8 protein-coding genes are annotated in these 13,599 nt (G+C 67.4%); 2 read left to right on the forward strand and 6 right to left on the reverse strand.

From position 1 onward, the window contains the following. Positions 1-186: 186 nt before the first annotated feature. On the reverse strand, positions 187-1,335 hold the full coding sequence (gene rnd, locus AAG816_RS10160) for a ribonuclease D (RefSeq protein WP_341989489.1): 1,149 nt from the start codon (positions 1,333-1,335) through the stop codon (positions 187-189). Positions 1,336-1,391: 56 nt separating this feature from the next. Further along, the gene (locus AAG816_RS10165; protein WP_341989490.1) at positions 1,392-3,629 is read right to left on the reverse strand and encodes an EAL domain-containing protein; all 2,238 of its coding nucleotides are present in this window, start codon (positions 3,627-3,629) and stop codon (positions 1,392-1,394) included. A gap of 266 nt (positions 3,630-3,895) precedes the next feature. On the opposite strand from AAG816_RS10165, the gene aspS reads away from it, so the two are divergent. Continuing rightward, the gene (gene aspS, locus AAG816_RS10170; RefSeq protein WP_341989491.1) at positions 3,896-5,668 is read left to right on the forward strand and encodes an aspartate--tRNA ligase; all 1,773 of its coding nucleotides are present in this window, start codon (positions 3,896-3,898) and stop codon (positions 5,666-5,668) included. A gap of 96 nt (positions 5,669-5,764) precedes the next feature. Here aspS and AAG816_RS10175 read toward each other — a convergent pair whose 3' ends face one another. Together AAG816_RS10175 and AAG816_RS10180 are read right to left on the reverse strand one after the other, a co-directional pair. Continuing rightward, positions 5,765-6,109 (reverse strand): hypothetical protein, encoded by a 345-nt coding sequence (locus AAG816_RS10175; protein ID WP_341989492.1) that lies wholly within the window; start codon positions 6,107-6,109, stop codon positions 5,765-5,767. Positions 6,110-6,207: 98 nt separating this feature from the next. Further along, complete coding sequence (locus AAG816_RS10180; protein ID WP_341989493.1) at positions 6,208-8,208, reverse strand: hypothetical protein; 2,001 nt, start codon at positions 8,206-8,208, stop codon at positions 6,208-6,210. Positions 8,209-8,366: 158 nt separating this feature from the next. Here AAG816_RS10180 and AAG816_RS10185 point away from each other — a divergent pair, with 158 nt between their 5' ends. After that, complete coding sequence (locus AAG816_RS10185; protein WP_341989494.1) at positions 8,367-10,658, forward strand: NADP-dependent malic enzyme; 2,292 nt, start codon at positions 8,367-8,369, stop codon at positions 10,656-10,658. A gap of 156 nt (positions 10,659-10,814) precedes the next feature. Here AAG816_RS10185 and AAG816_RS10190 read toward each other — a convergent pair whose 3' ends face one another. Both AAG816_RS10190 and AAG816_RS10195 read right to left on the reverse strand, forming a co-directional pair. Beyond that, positions 10,815-12,146, reverse strand: a complete 1,332-nt coding sequence (locus tag AAG816_RS10190) for an MFS transporter (protein WP_341989495.1) — start codon at positions 12,144-12,146, stop codon at positions 10,815-10,817. Between the two features lie 182 nt (positions 12,147-12,328). Further along, positions 12,329-13,597: a cell wall hydrolase gene (locus tag AAG816_RS10195; protein WP_341989496.1), complete on the reverse strand. Its 1,269-nt coding sequence runs from the start codon at positions 13,595-13,597 to the stop codon at positions 12,329-12,331. Positions 13,598-13,599 lie beyond the last annotated feature (2 nt).

Genomic DNA, 13,599 nt, shown 5'->3' on the forward strand with positions numbered 1-13,599 from the left:
TCGTCTCTGGAGTGGCTGCCCACTCGGGCGGCAACCGGTCGGATGCAGTCTGCGCGCACCGCCGGTCGGTCGCCGGATGGAGGCCGTGGTCGGCATCGACACAGGGCACGGGGAATGCCCTGTCTCATTCCAAGGGGACGAACGCCGGGGACGAACGCCCAGGTGGGCGCGGCCATCCCCGGGGCGTCAGCGCTCCACGGCCACCACGCGGCCCTGATCGACCGCCAATGCCAGACGACCGGCCTTCAGGGCCAGCGCCCGTTCGCCGAACAGTTCGCGCCGCCAGCCGGACAGCGCCGGAACCGGGGCGTCGTCGCTCACCGCGATGCGCTCCAGATCGTCGGTGGTGGCGATCACCTTGGCGGCCACCGCATGCTGCTCGGCGGTCATGCGCAGCAGCACCTTCAACAGTTCCACCGTGGCGGTGGCGCCATTGGGCAGCGGCTTGTCGCGTTCGATGCGCGGCAGGGTCTTGGGGTCGCGTGCCACGCCCTTCTTCACCGCCTCCAGCACCGCCTCGCCATAGCGCGAGCGCTCGAAGCCCTTGGGGAGAGAGCGCAATTCGGCCAGCTTCTCGTGGGTCTGGGGCTGCTGGATGGCGATCTCGCCGATGACGTCGTCCTTGATGATGCGCCCGCGCGGCAGGTCGCGGGCCTGGGCCTCGCGCTCGCGCCAGGCGGCCACTTCCGCCAGCACCGCCAGCTCGCGCGGCTTGCGCACGCGGGACTTCAGCCGCTCATAGGCGGTCTCAGGGTCCTGGCGATAGGTATCGGGGGAGGTGAGGATGGTCATTTCCTCGCCCACCCAGTCGGAGCGGTCGCGGGCTTTGAGGTCGGCGGTCAGCTTCAGATAGATGTCGCGCAGATGGGTCACATCGGCGATGGCATAGGTGAGCTGGGCCTGGGACAAAGGCCGGCGCGACCAGTCGGTGAAGCGCGAGGACTTGTCGATGGCGTGCCCGGTGATGCGCTGGACCAGCTGGTCGTAGGAAATGCTGTCGCCATAGCCCAGCACCATGGCCGCCACCTGGGTGTCGAACACCGGATGTGGGATGATGTTGGCCAGGTGCCAGACGATCTCGATGTCCTGCCGGCCGGCATGGAACACCTTCTTCACCTGCTCATTGGCCATGAGCGTAAAAAAGGGCGCGAGATCGAGGCCCTCGGCGAGGGCATCGATGATGATGGCTTCATCGGGGCTGGCGACCTGTACCACGCAGAGCTTCGGCCAGAAGGTCGTCTCACGCAGGAACTCGGTGTCGACGGTGACGAAGTCGTGGCTGGCGAAGCGCTCGCAGGCCGCTGCGAGGGCTTCGGTGGAAGTGATCGGATCCATGGCCAGAACATAGCGGATGGGGCACGCGCCGCGAAAGAGCCTGATTGCTGTGCGCCCTAAGTTGTCACCCGCTGCGCCATCTCCCGCGCGTCCGTGGCGCCGCCCGGACGGCCCAGAAGGAAGCCCTGAATCAGGTCGCAGCCTTCTGCCCGCAGGATTTCCAGCTGCTCCTCGGTCTCGATCCCCTCGGCGGTGGTGGCAAGGTCCATGGCCTCGGAAAGTCGCATCAGGGCGTTGACGATGGCCCGGCTGTGGGGGTCGTCGCACATGCGGCTGATGAAAGAGCGGTCAATCTTGATTCGGTCGATGGGCAAGGTGCGCAGGTATCCCAGCGAGGAGTAGCCGGTGCCGAAGTCGTCCAGGGCGATGGTGATGCCCTGGGCGCGGAACTGCTCCAGCATCACCCGCACCGTCGTGCCTTCGATCAGCAAGGTGGATTCGGTCAGCTCCAGTTCCAGCCGGCTGGGCGCAAGGCCCGAGCCGCGCAACGCATCGCGCACATGGTCGGCCACGTGGCCGGAACGGAATTGCAGCGGCGAGAGATTGACCGCGATGCGGATCTCCTCGGGCCAGTCCTTGGCGGTGCGGCAGGCTTCCGCCATCACCCAGGCCCCCAGCGGCAGGATCAGCCCGGTCTCCTCCGCGCAACTGATGAAGGTCTGCGGCGAGACGATGCCGCGGGTGGGGTGGCGCCAGCGCAGCAGCGCCTCGAAGCCTTGCAGCCGCCGGGTCTTGGCGGAGAAGAACGGCTGGTAGACCAGGAAGAACTGGCCGCTCTCCCAGGCCTCGCGCAGATCCAGCTCCAGCGCGCGGCGCGCCATGGCGGTGCGCTCCATCTCGCGCAGGAACAGCCGCGCCAGGCCACGCCCGTCGGCCTTGGCGCGATAGAGCGCGAGGTCCGCATTCTTCAGCAGTTCCGTGGTGGAGATCCCGTCCTCCGGCGCCATGACCACGCCGATGCTGCACCCGGCGATCACCCGGTGGTCGCTGACGCTGATGGGGCGGGAGATGCGCGCGATGATCCGCTCGGCCAGTTCCAGCGCCGCATGGGCATCCTCCGCCCGGCTGTGGATAATGGCGAATTCGTCGCCCCCCAGACGGGCGACCACGTCGCCGGGGCCGGCTTCGGCGGCGATGCGCTCCGCCGCCGCCCGCAGCAGCAGATCCCCCACCGCATGGCCGAGGGTATCGTTGACGGTCTTGAAATAGTCGAGGTCGAGGAACAGCACCGCGAAGGGCGGTGCCGATCGGCCCAGCGCCAAGGCGGCGTTCAGCCGCTCGGCGAACAGCAGGCGATTGGGCAGTCCGGTCAGGTCGTCGTGGCGGGCGGCGTAATAAGCCGCGGCGGCGAAACGGGCCTGGGCATGGAGGTGCCGCGTGGCCAGGAGGATGGCCGCGGCGATGGACAGGCAGATCAGGCCGGCGGCGATCGCAATGGGCAGGGTCTGGATCCGCAGCCCCTTGTCGATGGCCTTGATGGTGTCGCTCACCGCCACCACCAGCGGATAATTGGCCAGTTGCTGCACTGCCACCATGCGGCGGCGGTCATCGATCAGGCCGGCTGGCGCAATCCCATCCTCCGGCGCCTGGGCGATGAGGGAGCGGGCGATGCGCTCGGCGGCGCCGGGAGGCGGCAGGGCGTCGCCGCTGCGGTGGGGGAAGGTGGCGAGGCTGGCACCGTCGTCGCGATAGAGGGTGATCGCCGCATCCCGGCCCAGGTTGATGGTGCCATAGAACTGCTCGAAATAGCTCTGCTCCATGGCCCCCAGCACCAGGCCGAGGAAGGCCCCGTCCGGCGCGGTGAAGCGCTTGGCCAGATAGATGGTGACCGTGCCGGTGCCGCGGTTGGGCACCGGCTCGCTGATAAAGGTGTCCTTGCGCGACATGTCCTTCAGCGCCTGGAAATAGTCCCGGTCCGAGACGTTCACGCTGGGCACCGGCCAGAAGCGCGAGAAGTTCAGCAGGCGACCGGTCTCGTCGATCACCGTCACCGCATCCACGAACGGCAGGCCGCTGATCTTTTCCCGCAGCACCTCATGCACCTCGAAGGTGGAGATGAGGCGGGCAAGGTCCTCGGCGGTGGCAACCTTGGCGTTGGTGATGCGCTCGATCACCCCGCTCTGCACCAATTGCAGGGATTGCAGCGCCCGGTCGCTCTGTTCCGACAGGGTCAGGGCGAGGTTCTGGAGTTCGCGGCGGCGATCGGAGAAGGCGTGGTTGCGCACGCTCAGCGTCAGCAGCACGGCGCACACGAGGACGATCAATGCGAGGATGGCGCCAAACAGCGACAGCATTGCGCTGCTGCTCGGACCCTGGCGCCTGGATCGGCCTTCGGGATTTTCCGCCTTTTCGACGGAGCGAAAGATCATCCGCGCCCCTCACACGACCACCATTTCCGGCACGATACACGCCTTGGGCTGCGCGCCAAAGCCGTGGTGCACCGCGGCCGGCTCCCTTGACAAGGCGGGGAGCGCATGCACCTTCCCGGCAACCCGGCCCCAGCCTTTGTGCCATATGCCGGCAGCCCCTGTTTACCGTGTTGTCCGAAAGGCCGTCCGCCATGCACCGCTATCGCTCCCATACCTGCGGCGCGCTCACTGATGCTCAGGTGGGCGAGACCGTCCGCCTGTCGGGCTGGTGCCATCGCATCCGCGACCATGGCGGCGTGCTGTTCCTGGATCTGCGCGACCATTACGGCCTGACCCAGGTGGTGCTGGACCCCGACAGCCCGGCGTTCCAGCAGGCCGAGAAGATCCGCGCCGAATGGGTGGTGCGCGTGGACGGCCGGGTGCGCCTGCGCCCCGAGGGCACCGAGAATACCGACCTGCCCACGGGCCAGATCGAGCTTTACGCCACCGAGCTGGAAGTGCTCGGCGCCTCCGCCGAACTGCCCATGCCGGTATTCGGCGACCAGGAATATCCCGAGGAAACCCGCCTCAAGTATCGCTTCCTGGATCTGCGCCGGCAGAAAATCCACGACAACATCATGAAGCGCGGCCAGATCATCGACGGCATCCGCGCCCGCATGAAGGGCCAGGGCTTCTTCGAGTTCCAGACCCCGATCCTCACCGCCTCCTCGCCGGAAGGCGCGCGCGACTTCCTGGTGCCCTCGCGCATCCATCCCGGCAAGTTCTACGCGCTGCCGCAGGCGCCGCAGCAGTACAAGCAGCTGATCATGATGAGCGGCTTCGACCGCTACTTCCAGATCGCCCCCTGCTTCCGCGACGAAGACCCCCGCGCCGACCGCCTGCCGGGCGAGTTCTACCAGCTCGACCTGGAAATGAGCTTCGTGGAGCAGGAAGACGTGTTCGCCGCCGTGCAGCCGGTGATCACCGGGGTGTTCGAGCAGTTCGCCGATGGCAAGCCGGTGACCCAGGACTGGCCGCGCATTCCCTATGCCGAAGCCCTGCGCAAGTATGGCTCCGACAAGCCGGACCTGCGCAACCCGCTGGTAATGCAGGACGTCTCCGAGCATTTCCGCGGCTCGAACTTCAAGGTGTTCGCGCGCATGCTCGAAGACCCGAAGAACCAGGTGTGGGCCATTCCCGGCCCCACCGGCGGTTCGCGCGCCTTCTGCGACCGCATGAACAGCTGGGCGCAGGGCGAGGGCCAGCCGGGCCTGGGCTACATCATGTGGCGCGAGGGCGGCGAGGGCGCCGGACCGCTGGCCAACAACATCGGCCCCGAGCGCACCACCGCCATTCGCGAGGCCCTCGGCCTCAAGGAAGGCGATGCCGCCTTCTTCGTCGCTGGCGACCCGTCCAAATTCTACAAGTTCGCCGGTCTGGCCCGCACCAAGGTGGGCGAGGAGCTGAAGCTCATCGACACCGAGCGGTTCGAGCTGGCCTGGATCGTGGACTTCCCGTTCTACGAATGGTCGGAAGAGGAGAAGAAGATCGACTTCTCCCACAATCCCTTCTCCATGCCGCAGGGCGGGCTCGAGGCGCTCAAGTCGCAGGATCCGCTCACCATCAACGCCTTCCAGTATGACATCGCCTGCAACGGCTTCGAGATCGCCTCGGGCGGCATCCGCAACCATCGTCCCGAGACCATGGTCAAGGCGTTCGAACTGGCGGGTTATGACGAGGAGACGGTGATCGAGCGTTTCGGCGGCATGTATCGCGCGTTCCAGTACGGCGCCCCGCCCCATGGCGGCATGGCGGCGGGCATCGACCGCATGGTGATGCTGCTGTGCGGCGTCTCCAACCTGCGCGAGATTTCGCTGTTCCCCATGAACCAGCAGGCGGTGGACGTGCTCATGGGCGCCCCCTCCGAGGCGACGCCCAAGCAGCTCAAGGAACTGCACATCCGCAACGCTCTGCCGCTGAAGTGAGCGCGCGGACGTAAGACCAAGTCCGGGGCGGCCGCGCGCCGCTCCGGTGCCGGCCCGATGACTGCGCGCCGGCACAAGGTGCACGCTGCGCGCAGATCAGGACGGCCCCAGGAAATAGCCTCCGCCCGCATGGCGGGACTGGCCGCGGCAGATGCTCCAGCCATCGGTGACGCCACCGGCATGGGCCTCGAACGTCCACCCGTCCCCGGTGGCGTGCACGGCCGTCATGGTCTCATCCACATAGCTCACGGTCAGGCCGAAGCAGGCACCGGCATGGTCGCGGAGGAACTGCGCCAGGGGATCCGGCGGGGTCGGCGACGTCACGCCGAGCGTGTGCAACTCGCACTCGCTCCGACCCGCCTGCGGCCAGCCCCCTTCGCGCTGCTGGATGAGGAGAATGCCCAATAGTTGGTCATAGCGGTTCAGCAGCACGAAGTTCACGGCGCAAAAGCTCCTTTTGTCATCGCCGTGTTCTGATCCGCGCGACTTAGAGGAACGTCACAACTCTCGGTATTGTTCAGAAAAGATGCGCGTCGGAGTTATGGCGTCGCGGTGGCGGTGACGCCGAACAGGCTCATGGCTTCCAGGGGATCGCCGAGGGAGAGCAACTGCAGCACCGGCACCGGGCGCTTGGGCGTCACGGTAACGGTGAGCGTGCCCGGGCTCTTGACGAAGGCCGCCAGCGCCTCGCCGACGCCCACAGCGTCCGGCGCGACGGTTGCGGCGTCCTTGGCCGCCTGTTCGATGCCCGAGGCCAGTTCGGCCCGCAAATCCTCCGGCTCCACGCCCACCGCATCGGCCTGCTGCTTCAGCATCAGATTGGCGAGGCCCAGATTGGAGAGGGTCACGGTCAGCGGCCCGGCGGTGGCCTCGCCGAGCGCCAGGAAGGCGCCGGCGGGGTCCTCGAACGCGGTGCGGGGCACATTGTCCAGGCGCCCTTCCACCCGCACCGAAAAGGCCTTTTCCACCTCGGTGAAGGCGGGCGACAGGCTCAGGGTGCGGGCCGCCGCGTCATAGGCGAGGTCCAGTTGCAGCGACATGATGGCCTTGTCGATGCCCGCTGCCACCAGATAGCTGAACGGCTCGCCATCCTCCGCCGAGATCGGGCCGCTGGCCTTGGTCAGCTTGAACTTCACCCAGGTGGGCAGGGCGCCGGCAAAGTCGCCCCAGCTTAGGGACATGGCTTCGATGGTCACCAATTGGCCGCCGGTCTCATGGGGGGCGCTGACGCCTTCCAGTTCCACGCCGCTGAGGATGCGGAACAGGCCGAACGCGGTGTCCATGGTGGGCTGGTTGTCATTCTTGGCGCTGTCGGCGGAGAGCCGCAGCAGCGCATCCAGCGACAGCTCGTGCAGGGCGATGCGTTTCAGGCTCACCGGGCGCTTGTCGGGGGTGGTTCCGGCCAGTCCTTCCATGGTCAGGCTCTTGAGCTTACCGCCGCTGAACCCCTCGAAGCGCAGCGCCGCCACTTTGGCGGTGCCGGATGTGTCGGTCACCGTCATGTCGGTGAAGGCCACCTGGCCCACCGCGATGCCGCCCAGCGCTTCGGCGGTCAGGGTCAGCAGGCGGGCGGTCTCGTCCGGCCCGAGGCTCGCCTCGCGCTGCGACAGCGCGGTCAGCGCATCCAGGCGCTGGAACGACAGGTCCACCGGATTGATGGCCACCCGCTCCACCTCGATGGCGCCGACACTGACCGTGGGGCCGTGCTCCTGGGCCAGCTTGTAGAGGCCAGTGGAAATCTTGGCATAGACCGGCTGGTAGGTGGTGGCGCGCGGCTCGGCGTCGGTGAGCATGCGCACGGGGCCGGTATCGATGCCCGAGGCGCGCAAGGCGTTGATCTCGCCGGTGGTGGTCTCGCTCACCGTGCCGATGGTCAGCTTGGTGGCGAAGCCGATGCGATCCAGGGTCACTTCGGCGATGCGCCCGTCGGCGATGCCGGAGACCTTGAGGCCGCTATAGGTGATGTCCACCGGCACGGCGGGGCCGGAGGCGCCGGGCGTCCCGGGGGCGGGGGTGGCGCGCCCGGTCAGGTCCGGCACCACCACGCTGTCGGCCCGCACCGCCGCGAAATGCACCAGGGCCTGGCGCACGCCGGGATGGCTGCCGTTGCCGGCGGTGACGAACAAGAGCCGGTCCGGCCCGGTGTAATTGTCGATTCGCGCCTTGGGCACGGTGTAGGCGATGCTGGCGCCCGGCGCGACGATGCCATTGGCGGACACCGCGAGCCCCTCCAGATCGATCCGCGCCGCCTGGATGGTGCCGCCGGAGGGCGACGTGATGCCGCTGGCCACCAGCCGGTCCAGCTTCACCGAACCGGCCCCGTCGGGCATGGCGATGTCGATGCCGGTGACCGTGAGCACGCGGCCGGTGAGATCGAACGCCACCGTGCCGTAGCCCGCCTTGGCGCCCTGTTGACGCAGCGCCGCAAACACCGATTCCACGTCGCCGCGGGCGCGGGACTGCACGTAGCGGGTAAAGCCGAAATACCCCCCGACCCCGAGGAGGGCGACCACCACGACCCCGATGATGAGCTTCTTCATGACGTCATCCCCTGTGCGCGTGGTTGTGCGCCTTGATCCCGAACGCCGGCCCCGCCGACGCGAATTCGCCACCCGACCCGTGACATCCCCGCCCGTGGGGGCTACGTTGCCGCCCCAAACGGCAAGACCGCTGTACTGTGAAAGGCTTGGGGGAGGACATGGCGTCAAACATGTCGAATATATCCGAGGATTTGAAATCCGGCGCGCTTGTCTATCATCGCACGCCACGCCCTGGGAAACTGGAAATCCAGGCCACGAAGCCCCTCGGCAATCAGCGCGACCTGGCGCTGGCCTATTCTCCCGGTGTCGCCGCCGCCTGTGAAGCCATCGTCGCCGATCCGCTCCAGGCCGCCGAACTCACCATCCGCGCCAATCTGGTGGCGGTGGTGACCAACGGCACCGCGGTGCTGGGCCTCGGCAACATCGGCCCCTTGGCGTCCAAGCCGGTGATGGAAGGCAAGGCGGTCCTGTTCAAGAAATTCGCCGGCATCGATGTGTTCGACATCGAGCTGGCCGCCACCGAGATCGACCATCTGGTGGAGACGGTGGCCGCTTTGGAGCCCACCTTCGGCGGCATCAACCTTGAGGACATCAAGGCCCCCGAATGCTTCGAGGTGGAACGCCGCCTGCGCGAGCGCATGAAGATCCCGGTGTTCCACGACGATCAGCATGGCACCGCCATCATCGTCGCCGCCGCGGTGCGCAACGCGCTGGAAATCGGCAACCGCAAGATCGAAGACCTCAAGATCGTCGCCTCCGGGGCCGGCGCGGCGGCCATCGCCTGCCTCAACCTGCTGGTGACGCTGGGCGCCAAGCGCGAGAACATCTGGGTCTGCGACATCGAGGGCGTGGTCTATGAAGGCCGCACCACCCTCATGGACCCCTACAAGTCGGTCTATGCCCAGAAGACCGAGGCCCGCACCCTGACGGAGGTCATGGACGGCGCGCATATCTTCCTCGGCCTCTCCGCCGGCGGCGTGGTGACCAAGGACATGGTCAAGCGCATGGCGGATCGTCCGCTGATCCTGGCGCTGGCCAATCCCAATCCCGAAATCATGCCCGAGGACGCCCGCGACGCGCGCCCCGACGCCATGATCTGCACCGGCCGGTCGGACTTCCCCAACCAGGTCAACAATGTCCTGTGCTTCCCCTACATCTTCCGCGGCGCGCTGGACGTGGGCGCCACCGACATCAATGCGGAAATGAAGATGGCGGCGGTGGAGGCCATCGCGGCTTTGGCCCGCGAGACCCCCTCCGACGTGGTGGCCCGTGCCTATGGCGGCGAGACCCGCGCCTTCGGCCCGGACAGCATCATTCCCTCGCCGTTCGATCCGCGCCTGATCCTGCGCATTGCCCCCGCGGTGGCGAAAGCCGCCATGGACACCGGCATCGCCACCCGGCCGATCACCGATTTCGAGGCCTATAACGACAAGCTGGACCACTTCGTGTTCCGCTCCGGCTTCATCATGCGCCCCCTGTTCGCCCGCGCGAAGCAGGACAAGAAGCGCGTGATCTATGCGGAGGGCGAGGACGAGCGGGTGCTGCGCGCCGCCCAGGCGGTGGTGGAAGAGGGCATCGCCCGCCCCATCCTGGTGGCCCGTCCCAGCGTGCTGGAGACCCGTCTCCAGCGCTTCGGCCTCTCCATCCGGCCGGGCACGGATTTCGACGTCATCAATCCCGAGGACGATCCGCGCTACCGCGACTTCGTGCGGGCCTATTCGGAGATTGCCGGGCGTCGCGGCATCACCCCCGATGCCGCCCGCACTTTGGTGCGCACCTCCTCCACGGTGATCTCGGCGCTGGCCGTGCGCCTGGGCGAGGCGGATGCCATGCTGTGCGGCATCGAGGGCCGCTTTGCCCGTCATCTGCGCCACGTGCGCGACATCATCGGCCTGGCGCCGGGGGTGCATGAACTGGCGGCGCTGTCGCTGCTGATCACGCCCAAGGGGAATTTCTTCCTCTGCGATACCCAGGTGCAGACCGAGCCCACCGCCTCGGACCTGGCGGAGATGACCATCCTCGCCGCCGCCCATGTGCGCCGGTTCGGCATCGAGCCGCGCATCGCCTTGCTGTCTCACTCCAATTTCGGCAGCAACGACACCTCCTGCGCCCGCCGGGTGCGGGCGGCGCTGGAGCTGATCCTGAAGCAGGCGCCGGACCTGGAAGTGGATGGCGAGATGCAGGCGGAGACCGCGCTGCTGGAAGACATCCGCGAGCGCACCTTCCCCTATTCGCGCCTGACCGGCGTCGCCAATGTGCTGGTCATGCCCGATCTGGATGCGGCCGACATCGCCCACAACATGATCAAGGTGCTGGGCGATGCGCTCCCGGTGGGCCCCATCCTGATGGGCACCGCCAAGCCGGCGCACATCCTCGGCCCCTCGATCACCGCCCGCGGCATCGTCAACATGACGGCGGTGGCGGTGGTGGAGGCGCAGGGCACGCTCTGAGCGGCGCTCCGGCCTGACCGGCCGGTCGCTCTGCAAGACGAGACAGACATGGAAAAGGCCCGGCAGATGCCGGGCCTTTTTGTTTGTGGCGGTGGCGCCATCGCGCCCGGATCTTGAACCAAAGGCCCGGACGCTGTCGTCCGGGCCGCTGTGGCCTCAGCTGTGGTGGGCGCGGGCCTCGGCGTCGATGCGCGAGGCTTTCTTGGTGTCCGGCATGAACAGATACACCAGTAATGAGCAACCGATCACCGCCGTGGCGTACCAGTAGAACCAGCTCTCATGGCCGATGCTCTTGAACCACAGGGCGATATATTCCGCCGTGCCGCCGAACAGCGACACCGCCACCGCATAGGGCAAGCCCACGCCGGAGGCGCGGATGGCGGCGGGGAACAGTTCCGCCTTCACCACCGCATTGATGGAGGTGTAGCCCGACACGATGAGCCACGCCCCGGCGATCAGCAGGAAGGCCACCCACGGGCCGCTCGCCTGCTGGATGGCGGTGAGTAGCGGCACGGTGCAGAGCGTGCCCAGCACGCCGAAGCCGATCAAGAGCGGCCGGCGGCCGATGCGGTCGGACAGGGCGCCATAGAGCGGTTGCAGGCACATGGCGAAGATCAGCGAGCCGGCGCTGACCCAGGTGGTCTGGGCGTCGGTGAGGCCGGCGGAGAGCTTCAGGAATTTCTGCATGTAGGTGGTGTAGACATAGAAGGCCAGCGTGCCGCCCGCGGTGAGGCCGAACACCAGCGCCACTTCGCGGGGATGATCCATGAGCCCGCGCAGGGTGCCGGTCTTGCGGGTCTTCTTGGCCTTCTCGCGCTCGAACGCCTCGGTCTCCTGGAGATTGCGCCGCATCACCAGCGTGAACAGTGCGAGGCCCGCGCCGATGAAGAACGGAATGCGCCAGCCCCAGGCCCGCAGCTGCTCATTGGTGAGCAGGACATTCTGGAGGATCAGCAGCACCAGCAAGGCGGTGAGCTGGCCGCCGATCAGCGTCACATATTGGAACGAGGAGTAAAAGCCGCGCTCCTTGGAGGTGGCCATCTCCGAGAGATAGGTGGCGCTGGAGCCATATTCGCCGCCCAGGCTCAGGCCCTGCAACAGGCGGGCGACGAGCAGCATCACCGGGGCCAGAACGCCGATGGTGGCGTAGGTCGGGGTCAGCGCGATGATCAGCGAGCCGAAGCACATCAGCAGCACCGAGAGCATCAGCGCTTTGCGCCGGCCCAGATTGTCGCCGATATAGCCGAACACCCAGCCGCCCACCGGGCGCATGAAGAAGCCCAGAGCGAAGATGCTCGCGGTGGCCAGCAATTCGGCCACCGGGTCTTCATTGGGAAAGAATGACTTGGCGAAATAGAGCGCGAACGCCGAATAAGCGTAGAAATCGTACCACTCGACCAGATTTCCGGCGGAGCCGATCAGGATCGCCTTGATGCGCCGGGCGCGGTCGCCCAGGCTGTCAGGGGTGGGGACTGGGGTGGGTGCCATGGTGTTCACGCCTCCGTCGTGCGCACCGCACAGACTGAAGCGCTGGTGCCGCCTGAGGCGGTGCCTGCACGGTGCAGGCGTCAACGCTTTGGGGGCGCACCGTCGGCCCTTAACGCGCGGCGCGCCGCACGGCAATCCTGCTCTAGGCCCATGTCCCTGGGGAAGATTTGGCTCACCAAAGGTCAGCTGTTCCAGCGTTTGGGGCGATAGAAGGTGTGCACGCCGATGCGGTCCAGCTTGCGCATCTCGCGCACCCAGGAGGGATGCACCCAATAAGCATGATAATGGGTGGCGCGGCCCACGCTCTCCAGCCACAACTTGCCGTCCAGCATGTCGGCGGAAATCTGCTTGGCCTGCACCCACATGTCCGGCTCGCGGATCACATCCTTGACGTTGTCGCAGGCGAAGGTGAACTGGCAGGCCAGATGCCGATGGGCGTTCTGGTACACCGCCTTGCACACGTCATTGGGATAATAGCCCGAGAACACCCGGTTCAGCACCACCTGCGCCACCGCAATCTGGCCGCGCTTGGCTTCGCCGCGGCTTTCGAAATAGACCGCCTCCGCCAGGCATTTCTCCGCCCGCGCCCGCGCCGGCCCTTCCAGGCCCAGGCGCTCGGCGAAGGTGGGGCCGCCGAGGCGACCGGGCGTGGCCAGATCATCCCGGCGGCTCATGGGCGGGGCGGAGACCGGCACCGGCACCAGGTTGGCGGGCATGGAGAGGGCGCTGTGCTCGAACGGCTGCGCCGGGAATTGCTGCGGATCGGTGCCGAAGATCACCGCCGCATCGCGATAGAGCGGCCCGTCCTCGCCCTCGCTTTCGGTGCCCAGATCCGCCCAGCCCTGGTCGTCCTTGGTCACCGGGAACAGCGCGTCGCTGCCGATGCCGCCGCCGGTCGGGGCGTGCGCCACCTGGGGGCCGAACTCGTCCGGCCCGTCATCGTCGGCGGAAAGCTCGGCCTCCTCCAGATTGGGCAGCGACAGCAGGCTGTCCAGCGCCAGTTCCAGATAGACCCCGCCGGCGGGCGGCGGGCCGAAGATGGGCGGCAGGTCCGCATCCGCATCCAGCGCCGGGCCTTGTCCGGTGCGGGCATCGGGCGGCGCGAGAACCAGGGGCGGCGGGTAGCTGTAGGTGTCTTCGCTGGGGGCGGACACCGGGATTGCGCCGGGCGTCTCCGCCAGGGTGAAGCCGAGCCCCGCGCCCAAGGCGGGCGGCAGATCGAGGGTGGCCACCTTGAGCGCTTTCAGCGGGCCGCTCAGCAAGAGAGACGGCCCGAGGTCATTGAAGGTATGCGACAGCATGGCGTCGGACGGCAGCGACTGGCCCAGCGCCGGCGACAGGGAGAGCATCAGCGGCACGGTGAACACCCAGGGCCGCAGGCGACTCCTGCCCCGTCCGCGGTCCGCCCGTCCACCGTTCGCCTGTGCCTGGCTGCCGCGCCGTCCCGCCATGT

The organism is Azorhizobium sp. AG788, assembly GCF_943371865.1.
In the GTDB taxonomy this organism is placed as follows: Bacteria; Pseudomonadota; Alphaproteobacteria; order Rhizobiales; family Xanthobacteraceae; genus Azorhizobium.